13 protein-coding genes are annotated in these 16,184 nt (G+C 34.7%); 4 read left to right on the forward strand and 9 right to left on the reverse strand.

Translation table 11 applies throughout. The annotated features are described in order from the left end of the window. Window positions 1–320: 320 nt before the first annotated feature. Together ASG22_RS09870 and ASG22_RS09875 are read left to right on the forward strand one after the other, a co-directional pair. Window positions 321–1,205 carry an AraC family transcriptional regulator gene (locus tag ASG22_RS09870; RefSeq protein ID WP_055983587.1) on the forward strand — a complete coding sequence of 295 codons (885 nt, stop codon included), beginning with the start codon at window positions 321–323 and terminating at the stop codon, window positions 1,203–1,205. Between the two features lie 67 nt (window positions 1,206–1,272). Then, window positions 1,273–2,442 (forward strand): iron-containing alcohol dehydrogenase, encoded by a 1,170-nt coding sequence (locus tag ASG22_RS09875; RefSeq protein ID WP_055983589.1) that lies wholly within the window; start codon window positions 1,273–1,275, stop codon window positions 2,440–2,442. A 61-nt stretch (window positions 2,443–2,503) separates the two neighbouring features. Here the strand turns inward: ASG22_RS09875 and ASG22_RS09880 are convergent, their stop codons facing one another. The 6 genes from ASG22_RS09880 to ASG22_RS09905 all read right to left on the reverse strand — a co-directional run bounded on the left by ASG22_RS09880 (window position 2,504) and on the right by ASG22_RS09905 (window position 12,579). Next, window positions 2,504–2,914, reverse strand: coding sequence for a hypothetical protein (locus ASG22_RS09880; RefSeq protein ID WP_055983591.1), 411 nt, complete (start codon window positions 2,912–2,914; stop codon window positions 2,504–2,506). A gap of 645 nt (window positions 2,915–3,559) precedes the next feature. After that, entirely contained in the window at window positions 3,560–5,887 is a 2,328-nt protein-coding gene (gene bglX, locus ASG22_RS09885) for a beta-glucosidase BglX (protein WP_055983593.1), read from the reverse strand. A gap of 182 nt (window positions 5,888–6,069) precedes the next feature. Further along, window positions 6,070–6,777: a prolyl oligopeptidase family serine peptidase gene (locus ASG22_RS09890; RefSeq protein ID WP_055983595.1), complete on the reverse strand. Its 708-nt coding sequence runs from the start codon at window positions 6,775–6,777 to the stop codon at window positions 6,070–6,072. A 76-nt stretch (window positions 6,778–6,853) separates the two neighbouring features. Next, window positions 6,854–8,242 (reverse strand): glucoamylase family protein, encoded by a 1,389-nt coding sequence (locus ASG22_RS09895; protein WP_055983597.1) that lies wholly within the window; start codon window positions 8,240–8,242, stop codon window positions 6,854–6,856. Between the two features lie 70 nt (window positions 8,243–8,312). After that, window positions 8,313–9,734: a RagB/SusD family nutrient uptake outer membrane protein gene (locus tag ASG22_RS09900; RefSeq protein WP_055983599.1), complete on the reverse strand. Its 1,422-nt coding sequence runs from the start codon at window positions 9,732–9,734 to the stop codon at window positions 8,313–8,315. 10 nt (window positions 9,735–9,744) lie between these two features. Beyond that, window positions 9,745–12,579: a SusC/RagA family TonB-linked outer membrane protein gene (locus ASG22_RS09905; RefSeq protein WP_082504992.1), complete on the reverse strand. Its 2,835-nt coding sequence runs from the start codon at window positions 12,577–12,579 to the stop codon at window positions 9,745–9,747. Window positions 12,580–12,957: 378 nt separating this feature from the next. Between ASG22_RS09905 and ASG22_RS09910 the strand changes: the two genes are divergently transcribed. Both ASG22_RS09910 and ASG22_RS09915 read left to right on the forward strand, forming a co-directional pair. After that, the gene (locus ASG22_RS09910; protein ID WP_055983604.1) at window positions 12,958–13,635 is read left to right on the forward strand and encodes a DUF4197 family protein; all 678 of its coding nucleotides are present in this window, start codon (window positions 12,958–12,960) and stop codon (window positions 13,633–13,635) included. Between the two features lie 41 nt (window positions 13,636–13,676). Beyond that, on the forward strand, window positions 13,677–13,982 hold the full coding sequence (locus ASG22_RS09915) for a DUF493 family protein (protein ID WP_055983606.1): 306 nt from the start codon (window positions 13,677–13,679) through the stop codon (window positions 13,980–13,982). Window positions 13,983–14,038: 56 nt separating this feature from the next. On the opposite strand, the gene ASG22_RS09920 is transcribed toward ASG22_RS09915, so the two are convergent. From ASG22_RS09920 to ASG22_RS09930, 3 genes are all read right to left on the reverse strand, one after another. Beyond that, a complete protein-coding gene (locus ASG22_RS09920; RefSeq protein ID WP_055983607.1) occupies window positions 14,039–14,389 on the reverse strand; it encodes an ArsC/Spx/MgsR family protein in 351 nt (116 codons plus the stop codon). 70 nt (window positions 14,390–14,459) lie between these two features. After that, window positions 14,460–15,089 (reverse strand): deoxynucleoside kinase, encoded by a 630-nt coding sequence (locus ASG22_RS09925; protein WP_055983609.1) that lies wholly within the window; start codon window positions 15,087–15,089, stop codon window positions 14,460–14,462. Window positions 15,090–15,119: 30 nt separating this feature from the next. Continuing rightward, a complete protein-coding gene (locus ASG22_RS09930) occupies window positions 15,120–16,097 on the reverse strand; it encodes a hypothetical protein (RefSeq protein WP_055983611.1) in 978 nt (325 codons plus the stop codon). Window positions 16,098–16,184: the final 87 nt, after the last annotated feature.

The following is a 16,184-nucleotide window of genomic DNA, read 5'->3' on the forward strand; positions in this document are numbered from 1 at the left end:
AAATTTTAATAAATGTAGAATTCAGAACATTTGCATTTTTGACGGATGGTGCAAAGGAGGGAGAAATTTTGCTCTGAATATTTATCTACAGAAGGTTGACGAAATTGAATTTTAAAACCTAAGTTTATATCATATAGCTCCGTCCTAGCCCAGATTGAAACGGCATCCTTTTAGGCGGCGGGCGGAGCAAAGCGTAGACCGCCGCCTAAAAGACACAGTGGAAAGCTGGAAAGAGCTACTGAAAATTCATTATCATAAAATATTGCAAACTGAGATCGTTTTGCAATATCTTTGTTGCTTCGTTTTAAAACAATAATGGAATGGGCAGTTTGAAGAAATTGGAGATCAAAAAAAATATTCAGAAGGAGGAAGATAAAAATCTGTCTTTTCGGGTTTTTGATTTAAATGAAGAAAATTTAAAGGACTATTTTAAGCCTCATAAAAAAGATCATTTCTTAATCATTATTATTAAAGAAGGAACCTTACAACTTCATATTGAAGAAAAGATTAATTATCTGAAAGCCGGAAAAATTTCTGTGGTATTTCCTGAGCAGGTTCATTTTATTTCTGATTTAAGCGAAGATTTGAAAGGAAAAATCATTCTGTTTGAGGAAATATTATTCTGCTCAGATATTTTAAAAAATGAATTGAGTACTTATAATGTGAATCTTTCCACACAACTTAACTGTACCATTCTTACTCCAGAAGATTTTGAGCAAAGTTTACAATCAATTCAGATTATTCAGGGAATTTATCAAAAGCCGAGTTTAATAAAAAAAGAACAGGCGAGATTTCTTATAAAGATTTTCCTTTTAGGATTGATTGAATCCGTTCACGGGTTACATCCTATTTTACATAGAGAAACTGCCGACAAACCTATTTATGTTAAATTTAAAAAATTACTGAACGAACATTATAAACAATACAGAACCGTTCAATATTACGCCGAAGAATTGGCAATTACTCCGAAAAAATTAAATTCAATCACCAAAAAACATTGTGGAGAAACCGCAATTCAGGCGATTCACAACCGAATTTTAATGGAAATAAAGCGTCAACTGATGTTTTCTGACCTTTCACATAAGGAAATCGCTTTTGACCTGGGTTTCAATTCCCCTTCTGCGCTCAATAAATTCGTAAAATCAAAACTCAAAGAAACGCCTACGGAACTTCAGCAGGAACTGGCGCAAATGTATAACGCATAGTCTTATTTGTATAACATCATTCCTTTTGCTGTTTTTAATTTTGCATCATTAAATTAAAGAATAAAAAATGAGCAAATTATTTATTGCAGGAGAGGTTTTCCATGGTGCAGGAACTCTTTCTGAATTAGCAAATATTAAAGGTAAAAAAGCAGTAATCGTAACTGGAGGAAGCTCGATGAGAAAAAGCGGAACGTTGGATAAAGCAGTTGCTTTTCTTACTGAAGCAGGAATCGAAACTCAGATTTTCGATGGTGTGGAAGAAGATCCATCATCTGCAACGTGTATGAAAGGTGCTGAAATGATTCAAAATTTCCAACCGGACTGGATTATCGGTTTAGGAGGTTGTTCAGCAATTGATGCGGCAAAGATTATGTGGGTTTTCTACGAATATCCTGATGCGGATTTCGATGCGATGATCAAACCTTTCACTGTACCTGTTTTAAGAAACAAAGCTAAATTTATCGCTATTCCATCTACAAGCGGAACGGGAACTGAAACGACAGGTTTAGCAGTAATTACAAATCGTGAAAAAGGAGTAAAATATCCAATTGTTTCTTATGAATTGACTCCGGATATTGCGATTATCGATGGTGAAATATGTGCTTCAATGCCGGCTCACGTTACAGCCAATACAGGTCTTGATGTTTTAACTCACTGTGTTGAAGCTTATGTTTCTAATATCGACAACAATATTGCAGATGCACTTTCTAAAGGTGGTTTGGAATTGGTTTTCGATAATCTAAAAGAAGTTGTAGAAAATCCAACTAATATCGCAGCTCGTCAAAATATGCACGATGCGTCATTTATGGGAGGTTTGGCTTTCAATAATGCATGGTTGGGAATTGTTCATTCTCTGTCTCACCAGGTTGGTGCTTTGTACGGAATTCCTCACGGTGCTTCCAATGCGATTTTCTTACCGAATGTTATCCGTTTTAATGCTCAGGCGACTGAACGTTATCCTGATTTAGCAAAAGTAATCGGTAAAGAAACGGCTGAAGAATTGGCTCAGGCTATCGAAACTCTTCGTTCGGAAATTAACAATCAATCTTCTATCAAAGAATTCGGAATTTCAAGAGAAGACTGGGATAAAAACCTTGACTATATCGCCAACAATGCTTTGGTAGATCCTTGTACAGGTTTCAACCCAAGAGTTCCTACTCTGGATGAATTGAAAGCGATTTACAATGCTTGTTATGAAGGTGTCGTATATGCTGAGGAAACAGTTGTTGCAGGATAATTTTATAATTACATTTCAACATAAAAAAACAGGAAGTCAAATTGATTTCCTGTTTTTTGTTTTATTGATAGATAACAACATCATCTTTTTTAATCTGGTAACCTGTCTTTTTGTAAGGAATTAAAACATAACTTTCTTTAATATGAGTTCCGCTTTTCCAAATTTTCCCTTTTCCCTGTCTGTCGAGAATAATGCTTTTGGCACTTCCATCCGGAATGAATATTTCAGCTTTTTTCATATTCTTGCTGAAAATCACTGCTGTCATTGAAGTGGAACTTCCGGCAGGATTAACTTCTTTTAGTTTAATTTTCTGTTCGAAAACCCGTACGCAATCATTTCTAAGTTGGGAATAGGTGTACCCTGCCGAACCTCTGCAGCCGTGAACATCTTTGTCACCTCCCACCATCGGAGCTTTTTGTGCAAAAGCAAAAGCACCAATAAACAAAGCGCTGAATAAAATTGTTTTTTTCATGGTATCATTTTTTAATAATAGTTTACCCTAAGATACGAAAATGCTACTTTTCTGAATGACTTTACTTAATTTATTTTGTTCTGTTGACTTTTGGATGATATTATAAAACAGTACTTGTATATTTTGAAAAATTGATTCGTCGGTTCGAGTGTTTTTCGCAGCGGAGCGTAGAAAAATGTACCGAGAACTGTGAATGGCAAACTTTGGTTGTTTAATTAGGAAACTTCTCGATACGATTTTTTACAAAAATCTACTCGAAGTGACGAAATGAAGGAAAAATGTGAAACGGGTTATAAAACAATAAAAAAATTATTATAAACCCAACCTCAACTGATTAAAGAGGATGATTAACTAATGTATAATGAAAATCAACCGTTCAATTGAAGCAATCAACCATTACGATGAAGTATTTTAGTATTTCAACATAACAACCAACTGCTCCGTTGAAACAATCAACTACTTTGAAGAAGCAATCAACCATTCCGAAGTGCCAGTCAACCAGTCCGAAGAGGCAATCAAGTACAATTCATTAAATTTTAATACTTTACAAGAACATCTAAATCTTTTCTCAGCACTCTTTATTATTTATTAAACATAAAAAAGCCACTCTTTCGAATGGCTTTCAGAATGATTTCTTTGAATATCTTATTTTGTCCAGTTGATTTTTGAATGTTTTACTTCTTCGGAATTAGTTCCGATCATCACATCAAATTCTCCTGATTCCCAATCATACTTCAAATCTCCGTTGTAGAATTTTAAACTTTCCGGAGTAATGTCAAAAGTAATTTTCTTAGACTCACCTTTTTTCAACATCACTTTTTGGAAACCTTTCAATTCTTTTACCGGTCTCGTGATGCTTCCCACCATATCTCTGATGTACAACTGAACTACCTCAGCACCATCATAATTTCCGGAATTCGTAACCGTTACAGAAGCCTGAATCGTTTGATTTCCTTTTGGATTGGCATTAGAAACCGTAACATCAGAATAATTGAATTTTGTGTAACTCAACCCAAACCCAAACGGATATAAAGGCGTGTTACACTCATCCATATAATTGGAACGAAATCTTTGGTATTCGCATTTATCAGTTAATTCCTGACTTAAAGGACGACCTGTATTTTTCGCATTATAATAAATCGGAACCTGTCCTAAACTTCTTGGGAATGTCATCGGCAGTTTTCCTGAAGGATTTACTTTTCCGAAAAGAACATCAGAAATTGCGTTTCCAGCTTCAGAACCTGCGAACCAAACGTTTAATATGGCATCAGGCGTATCTTTTACATTCGTTAAAGCCAGAGGACGACCCGTGAAAAGTACCATTGCGATTGGCTTTCCTGTCTTTTTTAATTCGTTTAATAAATCAACCTGAGATTGAGGAATCGTAATCTCCGTTCTTGAAGAAGATTCACCACTCATTTCCGCAGATTCTCCAATTGCCAAAACAATAACATCTGCTTTGTTGGCAATGTCTACAGCTTCTTTTAACAAAACTTCTTTTGAACGGTTATCTCTGTCGGTTTTTTTACCATGCGCAGCATAAATATCTTCCAGTTTTGCATCATAATCGATGTTGGCACCTTTAGCAGAAACAAATTTCACATCTTTGCCAAAGTTTGCCTGAAGACCCTGCATTAAATTTACCGCTTTGTCATGCTGAGCAGCAACACTCCAGGTTCCCGCCATATTCAAAGAATTATTTACCAACGGTCCGATCACGGCAACGGTCCCTGATTTTTTCAAAGGAAGAACCTGATTGTCATTTTTCATTAAAACCATCGATTGTGCTGCGGCATTTCTGGCAATATTTCGGTTTTCCATGCTGTAAACCTCTTTTGCTGCCAATTTTGCATCACCGTGTTTGTAAGGATTATCGAACAAGCCTAAATCATATTTTGCTTCCAAAATTCTTTTTGCAGCCATATCGATTTCAGCCTGAGTTACTTTTCCTTCAGATAAAGATTTTTTAAGCGTTGTTAAAAATCCTTCACCCACCATATCCATATCAATTCCTGCTTTCAAGGCTAAAGCAGAAACCTGCTGAAGATCTCCCATTCCGTGATCAACCATTTCGTTGATTCCCGTGTAATCGGTCACTACGAAACCTTTAAAGTTCCATTTATTTCTTAAAACCTCAGTCTGAAGCCATCTGTTTCCTGTTGCAGGAACTCCGTCTACTTCATTGAAAGAAGCCATCACAGAAGCTACTCCTGCATCAACAGCTGCTTTGTAAGGTGGGAAATATTCATTGAACATTCTTACGTGGCTCATATCAACCGTATTGTAATCTCTCCCAGATTCACCAGCTCCGTATAATGCAAAGTGCTTTACACACGCCAAAATATTGGTTCCGTTTGCCAAGTCTTTTCCCTGGTAACCGTACACCATATTTTTAGCAATCTCACTTCCCAAATACGGATCTTCACCGGAACCTTCGGAAACCCTACCCCATCTTGGTTCGCGTGAAATATCGACCATCGGAGAATACGTCCAGTTTATTCCGTCAGACGCTGCTTCTTTTGCTGCAACTCTTGCTGACTGCTGAATTAAATTCATATCCCAGGAAGCCGCCAATCCTAATGGAATCGGGAAGGTAGTTTCGTAACCGTGAATCACATCCATCCCGAAAATCAAAGGAATTTTCAGACGGCTGTTTTCAACAGCAACTTTCTGAACTGCCTTGATTTTATCTGCACCTTTTATATTGAATAGTCCACCAACTAAACCTTGTCCAACTTTTTTTCCGATGTCGGAACTTTTAGCCAAACCTGTAGTAAAATCTCCTGAACTTGGTAAATTCAGCTGTCCGATTTTTTCATCTAAAGTCATTTTCGACAAAAGATTATCTACAAAATCTTTCTTTTTAGTCTGATACTGAGCCGTCTGATAAGACTGAACGGGTTTCGTGACCATTTCCTGCGCCGAAAACACAGGTGCCAATGCTAAAGTGGCGATTACAATTAACTTTTTCATAGGTATCTTCTTCTTATAAATTATAGTTCTATTTTTTTGTCTAATTTTTTTAACAATGAAATATTTTAACGCAAAGATCATTAAGATTTTCTTTAATAAATATTCCGTTTTTAAGATCACAAAGGCGTTTCACTTAAATAAGATCGCCAAGATTTTTCTCATTATTATTAATATTAAATGAATTATTTTTCTTTCCTTTTTGACAACATCCATTCGTATAATTTTGGATTTGAATACGTAGAATCCCAAGAGTTGTGGTTATCATTAGGAAAGATTGTTAATTCGCTGGTTGAATTTACCGGATGTAATGCCTGATAAAAATTCAATGCATTTTCAGGTAAAACTACGTCATCCATTCCGCCATGAAAAATTTTCATGTTTACATTCTTATATTGATCGATGTTCGCATACATTACTCGATCAGTCGGTGCGCAAACTGAAACTACTGCTGCGAACATCTCTGGATGCTCCATTGCCAGTTTTAATGTTCCCCAACCTCCCATTGAAAGTCCGGTAAGGTAAATTCTGGAAGCATCAACTTTATATTTTGACTGAATTTCTTTGATTAAATTATAAACCGTCACCGTATCCCACCATGTGTTTTCAGGACATTGCGGTGCCAGAATTGCAACCGGTTCTTTGATGAGATTTTTATACGTAAACGGGCTGTGCGCTTTTACAATCTCTAAATTATTTCCTCTTTCTCCCGAACCATGAAGAAACACGATCAAAGGGACATTTCCTTTGGTATTTTGAGGATAATCCAGTATATAAGAAATTTTTTCCTGTCTTTTGACTTCTTTATTTAATTCTGCTTTGATTTCCTGGGCGTTTACACTTAGGGATAATGGGAGAAGTAATAGTGGAAGGTGTTTTAGTTTTAATTTCATTTTAATATTAGGTTTTGGCTAAAGCCATTTGATTTTGGTTTTATTCAAACGAGCTAAAGCCCGTTCCTATTGATATTTATTTGATATTATATTTTTCAGATTTGAAGCTTAATTTTTTCAATCCCTGTTGAATTTCGGGAGCATTCATGAATAATTTCCATAAAAATCCGGTTCTGTAGTTTTCAATCATCGGACCAATAGTTCCCTGATCGATTGCTAAATATCTTGGCGTTGTCCAATTATTATAATTAATTGAAGTGGCATCAAAAGGTCCCGCAGAACCGATAAATTCAGGCTTTTGAGTATACATAAATCTCAGAAAATCCATGGATTCTTTTGGTGAATACGGAAAACTGCTCAATGCTGCAGTAGGAGTGATTACTCCATGGTCATTTTGCGGAAAGTGAGCGTCATAACCTACACTTCCATCCTTGTTTCTTGAATAACCTGCCGTTAATCCCCAATAATTTGGTCCGTATCCTTTCCATCCTTTTGGGTTTTCGACGCAGTATTTGTAGTCGATTAAAACCTGATTTTTATTTAAATCAAAGTAATTTTTAATTAATTTATCCGATAAATTGGTAGGATCTAAACCGATGTAAGAATATTGTGTCCAAAATAAAGGTCCGCCATATTCTTCGGCTCCGTTGTGTTTTACATACATTGGAAGTCCGTATTTTTCTTTATCTGAAAGGTAGGTTCCGTTTCTTGTCCACCCTTTGTAATAGGTTTCGGCATCAATTGAATACGTTGGAGATGAAGCGGCTAAAATATATGTAATCAAACATTCATTATAACCCTGCAGTGGAAAATTCATTTCCCATTGGTATTCCGGTGACCAATGCCAATATAATACTTTTTCGCCTCCTTTTGTGTACCAGTTCCATTGAATTCCTTTCCATAGTTCGTCGCATTTTTGAGCTAAGGCTTTTTCTTCAGCATTTCCGTTTTTAAAATATTCACGAACCATTAAAATTCCTGAAGTTAAAAATGCTGTTTCCACTAAATCTCCTCCATTATCTTTCTTTCCAAAAGGAACAGTTTTTCCTGTTTCTCCATTAATCCAGTGTGACCAGGCTCCTTTATGACGGTCTGCTTTTGCAAGGAAATCCATCATATTGGTTAATCTTTTCACCGCTTCCTTTCTTGGAACAAAACCTCTTTCGACTCCGACCAAAATAGTTGCTAAGCCAAATCCTGATCCACCTGTTGTAACAACGTGTTTATCATTATCCGGATAGATATTGTCTTCGTGATAGCGCTCTCTTCCCAACATTGAATTCGGTTCGGCATAGTCCCAGAAATATTTTAAAGCATCTTTCTGAACTTTGTCCATGAGTTGCTCATCAGTAATATTACTTTTTACCGTTTCAACTTTTGAAATTTTGTGATTGACACTCTGAGAATTTTTGCATGAAACTGCCAGTAATGATATTGCCGTAATCGATAATATTATCCTTTTCATTGTAACATTTTTTAAACGAAATACTAAAAGAAAAGGAGAACTTTCATTCTCCTTTAAGTTTTATTTATTTTTAGTAACCTGGGTTCTGCGTTAAAATACCTTTACTATCTGTAATTGCTCTTAAAGGTATCGGAAATAACTCATTTTTACCGGTCTGAAATCCTAATGGACCAAGGAAAGTAGCAGCTTGACCTGTTCTCACTAAATCTGGAAATCTATCATTTTCCATAGCCAACTCTACTCTTCTCTCTTGCCAGATTGCAGTTCTAAGAGCAGTCTGACCAGTTGCAGTTGTATTCGCAAGCTGAGCTCTGTTTCTTACTAAGTTGATATCAGTAATCGCAACCGCAGTATTTCCTAATTCGTTTGCTGCCTCAGCATTGATTAAAAGAATGTCTGCAAATCTCAAGATTCTTATGTTTTGGATTGATCCATATCCGCATGCATTATTGTTAAGTGATGAAGGAACATAAGTTTTATAATTCCAGGTATTGCCTGCTTGTGGATCTCCTTTTTTGATAAGATCACCTTCCGGTGTAGTTTGACCTTCTCTAAGAATGGTAAATTGTTTTCTGATATCACCAGGCTCAAATGCATTCTCTAATGCTAGAGTTGGCGTAAAGAAACCCCATCCGTACTGATTTCTTACCCCCTGAACTTCTGCATACTGACTCCCACCAAATTCTGGAGAACAACCACAATTAACTTCGAAAACTGACTCAGTTCCAAATTCACCTGCCGGTCTAAATAAGTGATTAAAACTAGGATCTAAAGAATATCCCATTCCTTTTACTTGAGTTGAAATGTCATAAGCCTTTTGGTAGTCTTTCATATAAAGATAAACTTTTGAAAGTAATCCCAGAGCACCACCTTTTGTTACTCTTCCTTCCTGACCTGCAGGATATGTTTGAGGTAAAATTGCAGATGCTTCAGTTAAATCCTTTACAATAAATGCATATACCTCTGCAGCAGTATTTCTTGGTTTATTAATATAATCAACTTGTATCCCATCAAAAATAGGAACCCCTCCATATATTCTTACTAAATTAAAATAAAAATAAGCTCTCAACATTTTAGCTTCTGCAACCAATCTAGTTCTAAGAGTTGCATCCATATCAATGTTCGGAACATTAGTAATAACCTGGTTTGCTCTTTGAACAGCTTGCCATTGGCCAGTCCAGTATCCATTAACTCCGTCATCACTCGTTGTAAAAGAAAAATTATCATATGCATTGATAAAAGATGCGTCACCTGGATTTGATCCTTTTTCAACGTCATCTCCAGTTACTCCGAATACAAATTGCGCAGGAAAACCAGAATTTTCCCAACTTCTTAGGAAACTGTATATAGCATTCGTCGCTTTCATAGCATCAGCTTCTGTTTTAAAGAAGTCCTCCGCTACCACTACCCCTTCAGGTTTAATATCAACAAAATCATTATTACAGCTAGCAAATATTGAAAATATTGAGATTGTTAAAAATATTTTTTTCATGATTTTTTAATTAAAATGTTAAATTCATACCCATTGTATAAATAGCAGAAATTGGATAAATATTATTATCTATACCCATTTGCACTCTATCAGTATTCATAATTTCAGGAGAGAATCCATTATATTTGAAACTTGTAAACGGGTTTTGTGCACTTAGATATATCCTCAGTTTTTTAACGGATAAAGATTGAGCAAGTGATGAAGGTAAATTATATCCTATCTGAATATTTCTAATTCTAAAATAGCTACCATCTTCTACATAAAAGCTACTTGGTAAAATAATAGATTGGTTTGAAGTAATCATAGAATTGGTGTTGGAAGTACCTGCACCTGTCCATCTGTTATTATACATATCAAGATCCCAACTTTCATTACCGTAACGTTGCTCACGGTTATAATTATAAATTTTATTACCAAATACACCTTGGAAATCTATTCCAAAATCAATTGAATGAATCGCCAAGTTTATTCCAAATCCATACGTTCCTTTAGGGATGGGGCTACCTAAGAAAGTTTTATCTCTGGTATCAATTACTCCATTTCCATCAAGATCCGTAAACTTGAACCATCCTGCTTTTGCTCCGTTCTGCCCAGATGCAGCCGCTTCGGCATCAGTTTGAAACACGCCTGCAACTTCGTATCCATAGTAAGAACCAACAGCTTGCCCAGCTTGTAATCTTACAATTGAATTACCAAATAAACTAGCTCCTGTTTCTAAAAATGAATCTTGATAAACGTTTGTGATCTCATTTTTAAGAGTTGTGAAGTTACCATAAACTCCAAGTTTAATACCTTCACTAAGATTTGCATTATAATTTACAGATACTTCAAAACCTTTATTTTTAAAAGAGTAAGCATTCGTGACATAATCATACGGATTACTAGCTCCGGAAATCGTAGCTTGATTAATTGCATAAACAATATCTTTCGATTCTTTGTTATAGTAAGTTCCTTCAACTTTTAATTTATTATTTAAAAATGCCATCTCAACACCAAAATCTGAACCTGTTGTCGTTTCCCAACCAATTGACGGATCAATCACTCTGTCAACCGTTCCTGCTGGATATCCAGTGTTACCATAATATACACCACCACCGATATTAGTTACAATTGGAGAAAAATCTCTTTTAACTTTCGGGTTACCTAATTTACCCCAGCTTGCTCTCAATTTCAACAAATCAAAAACATTCTGCTCACTCATAAAACCTTCTTTTGAAACTACCCAACCAATACTTACAGCAGGAAAAGTTTTATATCTGTCTGTTGATATTTGCGAACTAGCATCTCTACGTACAGAAGCATTTAAAAGATACTTACCCGCATAGTCATAATTTATCCTTCCAAAAAAAGATTCTATTCTTTGCTGATCTTGTGTTGCTTCTGGTCTACCATCAGTAACTGCAGCAGCAGTATCATGATAATTAAAAATATCTGTACCGTTACTAATATTTAGAGAACCATTGGTACCGTTATAATTTACATTTTTAGCAGTCCATACATCTTCTGATCTGGAATCTCTAATTCTGGAAAAACCAGCTAGCAATTCCAAATTATGATTCCCAAAATCTTTTTTCCAATTAATAGTATTATCCCAAACATAGTTTCTATATCTGTTATCTCTAGTTATTAGTGTGGATTGTTTTTGGCTACTAACAGGAACATAAAGTAATGTTGGTGTATATTCATACTGGCTCGGGCTATAATTATCGCTGGTATAACTACTTCTAAAAGTAAAGTCTTTCAAAAATTTAATTTCTGCCCAAACATTATTAAGCAATCTTTCCTGTCTTACTTGAGAACGATAAAGATCGAGCTTTGCCCTTGGATTAGGTACATTTAATAATGTAATATATTGATAATCTCCAGTCGCAGGATTAATAACATCAAATACTGGAGGTGCATTACGTGCATCTAATAAAGGATTTTGTGCTACATCAGTACGCGTTTTGGAAAAAGAAAAATTATCTCCAATCGTAATATTATCTGTAATCTTATAACTAAGGTTTAATTTGGTATTAAATCGGTTAAAACCACTTCCAGAATTAATTCCTGTACCGGCAGCTAAGTTCCCTTCATCCTGCAGATAACCTACACTACCATAATAATTAAGTTTACCTAGACTTCCTGAAGCAGAAAAATCATTTGAGTTAATAATACTTGTACGTAAAATCTCTTTAAACCAATCTGTATTACCGGAATACTGGGATTTTGTTATAAAATCTGAAGGTTCGGGATTAGGTACATCATTGCGAACTTTTTCGTTATACAATTCAATATATTGATCTCCATTTACCATTTTAGGAACATTGGTAACAGTTTTGATTCCCAAATAAGAATTAACATTGAAAACCGGTTTCCCTCTCCCTGTCTTAGTTTTGATAATTACGGCTCCATTTGCAGCTTTAGCTCCAAAAATTGCCAAACTTGAAGGATCTTTCAAGACACTCATAGATTCGATATCCTGAGGATTAAGGAAAGAAATGTCTTCCGTTAACATTCCATCAACAATGAAAACTGTATTACCAGACAAAGATCCAACCCCTCTAATATCTACCCGAGGAGATCCACCTGGTGTACCTGATGTAACAATATTTACCCCAGCCAATTTTCCTTGCACAGAGTTTAGTGGATTTGCATTAGGTTTATCTGCTAAATCTTTAGCAGTCACTATACCAATACTCCCTGTAACATTTTCCTTTTTCTGCGTACCATAGCCTACCACAATTACTTCCTCAATTTTCTGCTCTTTCGTTGCAGAGTCTTTTGGAGTAACCTGGGCATTGACATTCATACCAAAGTATAGAACAGCAATGAGACATGAATACTTTAAATCACTTTGTTTCATATAGTTTAATTTTATTCGTACAATCAGTTAATATAAGGCCTTCACAAAACCTTATTTTTAATATCTTAATGAAAGAAATAATGTATTTCTCAAAAAAAGACATTAAACCAAAAGTATAAAAATTTCTGCAACATTGTTAATGTTTCTTAAAAAATAAATAAAAAAGAAAATTCATATCTAAAAGTTTAATAATATTCAAAATTTAACTATGTTTCGCCAATATTAACTGAATTTTAAATTAAAAAATACAATTGATTCTTTATTCTATTATCATAAATATTCCCCATTTTAAGCCTCTGAGATTTTAAATTTTGTTAAATTAAATAATCATTATAAATTTGGCGTATATTTTGAAAATATAAAGAGTAATAAAAAAGTATGAAAAAATATATTATTGCTGCAGCTTTAATAATCGGGACGGGTGCCATTATTAATACGACAATGCAGTCTTGTACGACACTGGCAACTTCAGATATAGGATTATCCATCATTAAAAGACTCCTTCTAAACGGAATCGATAAAGGAATGAATGTCTACAGTAACCGAGATGCTTTCCTTCAAAACAATATGGTAGACAAGGCTCTTCCGAAACATTTGAGAGACATCAATTCTATGTTAGAAAAAGTAGCTCCGTCTTTGGTGGCAAAAGAAAGAGCATATATTGCGGATGCTGCCGTGTATACCGTAAATATTTCAAAACCAATTTTGACAAATGCAGTAAACAGCTTGAATGCACAGGATGTAACAAGGATTATTAATGGTGAAAAAGGAACTGCAACTCTTATTCTAAAAGAAAAAACAGCCCAACAATTGATTGCTGCAATCGCTCCGAAAGTTGATGAACAGTTAAATCAATATGGAATCGTTAAAAGCATTAATACTGCCTTATCAGGAAGTAATTTATTGGGAAGTCTTCTGGGTGGAAATAAAGCTACGGTAAACGCCGGTGGTTTGAGTCAACTTGCTTCTGAGCAGCTCGTAAACGGTATCTTTAATATTGTTGAAGACTACGAAATTCAAAACTCAAAGGCATTACTGGGGCCACTTGGAAAATAGAAAAAAATTCACTATATTTATTATAGATTATTTAAAAGAAGATGGACATATTACAAGGAAATCAACATTCGAATCCTGAAGAATTTTACAGTTCTTTAAAGGAGAAACTGGAAGGTCATCATGATTTTCCGGAGGATTATTTATTCAAATTTATCATTCCGACAGATCAGGCAAAATTAACGGAAATCTACAAAGTTTTCGATGGTGTAAAATTCACCCTAGGAAACCGAGAAAGCAAAAACGGGAAATACACAGCCTGCAATATCAATGCATTCGTTCTGGATGCTGATCAGGTGGTAACTATTTATAAAGAAGTAGCTAAAATAGAAGGAGTTATCCTTTTATAAAAACAGAAAAGTCAGCGATAAAGCTGACTTTTTTTATTTAAATTTTAATGTACTTATTATTTTTCGATAAAATATTTCACATTTTCAATCGGTCTTCCCAACATTGCCACAGAACCTTTAATGATAATCGGTCTTTGGATCAGTTCAGGATTTTCAGACAACACTTTTATCCATTCTTCTTCCGAGAGATCTTTACCCGCAAATTTTTCGATATACAGTTTTTCCGTTTTTCTGATGATGTGAAAAACGCTTTGGTTTAATTTCTTTAAAACCGTTTTAATTTCAAGAGCACTTAGAGGATCTTCCACAATATTAATGATCTCAAACGGCACTCCATTCTCATCCAGATATTCTAAAACCGCATTTGATTTTGAACAATTTCCATTATGTAAAACCTTAACCAACATCTATAATTATATTTAAAAATTAAACTCGTTCTTCAAATTTAGAAAGAAATCAATATACTTTAAGTTTAATTTATCCTAAATCTTTGTTAAACAAACCATTCAGTTCTGCTTCTATTTTTTCCAGAACAAATCCGAAATCCTCCGGTCTTTCAACAAAATCCAAATCATCGACTTCAATTACCAAAAGTTTTCCTTCCGTATAATTAGAAATCCATTTTTCGTATTTCTGATTCAATTTTGAAAGATACTCAATGCTGATTGATGCCTCATATTCTCTTCCTCTTTTATAGATCTTTTTAACGAGATTCGGAACATCAGATTTAAGATAAATCAATAAATCCGGTGCGGAAACAAAAGATTTCATCAGACTGAAAACGGATTCATAATTTTTAAAATCACGATCCGACAGAAGATTCATATCGTTTAAGTTCTCTGCAAAAATATGTGCATCTTCATAGATCGTACGATCCTGAATAATGTTTTTTCCACTTTCCCTAATCTCTTTAACCTGACGAAATCTGCTTCCCAAAAAATAAATCTGCAAAGCAAAACTCCACTTGCTCATGTCAGCATAAAAATCCTCCAAATAAGGGTTATGATCTACATCTTCAAATTGGGCATCCCATCCGTAGTGCTTAGAAAGCATCGTAGTTAATGTCGTTTTTCCTGCTCCGATATTTCCTGTAACTGCAATATGCATATTTCTCTTACCTATTTTTGATTTTAATAACTAAACGCCTGCCGACTCAACTTCCGAACTTTCTTCAATCAGTTTCTGCAACGAACTTTCAGCAGGATTTTTGCTTTCAATTTCCTGTGTTTTCTTTTCCAGTTTTTCTTCCTGACTGTCTGATTCCGAAGGTTTTTCTGCCGATTTTTCTACATCCTGTTCTGTAGCTTTTGGCCTAGCATCAGGCTCTGTCTGCAGTTTAGTTTCTGTATTCTTTTCTAAGCTGTAAAGATAGAGTTTGTTGTCTTTCATTTCAAAATAAGAAAGCGTATTTTTATCCACAATCTTTGCATCAGAATCCCCGAAAATCTTAACCATTTCTTTTTCCGGAATGTATTTTAAAATCGAATTATTTGTTATGACTAATATAAATTCATTTTCTCTTCTGAAACGTTTTCCATTATCGATCGGCGCTTCAAAGATTTTTTCAAATTTAAAATTATATACTCTGATAAACTTTCTCGTTAATATATACACTTTGTTTTCATACACCAAAAAATCCATAAGATCATCAAAACTATCTCCGAAAGGATAAGAATTGATCATCGTTTCGTTTCTGAAATTATACTGAATCAATCGTTTAGAACTTTCATCCAACAGCCAGATCTGCTGTAGATCTTCGGCATATACCATTTTTATAAATCCGAATTTCTGTTTAAAATCAACCTTCTGAATTTCATTCATATTTTGATCGACAAACTTTAACTCCTGAGCATTTTCAGAAAACAAAGGAACCGTTAACGGATTTTGCACAGTCTGTACTTTGAAAGGCACTGTAAACATCAGTTTACCAATCTGTTTCCCTAAAGAATCATACTTCGTAAAACTAAAATCTTTATTTTTATAGATATACAGATTTCCGTAATCGTCTGCAAACATATCTTTAACTTCCTTGAGCTTTAAAGTATCAAAAGGGAGTGTTTTCTGCGCAGATAACGAACAGAAAATCAATACAAATATAAAATATAATCGTTTCAAATTCTTTTACTAAAGATAGCGCTCCTAAGGAACGCTACCAATTTAATTAATTTATTTTTATTCAACTGAAGTTGTGACAATTTTTAA

The sequence above is a fragment of the Chryseobacterium sp. Leaf405 genome (assembly GCF_001425355.1).
Taxonomy (GTDB): domain Bacteria; phylum Bacteroidota; class Bacteroidia; order Flavobacteriales; family Weeksellaceae; genus Chryseobacterium.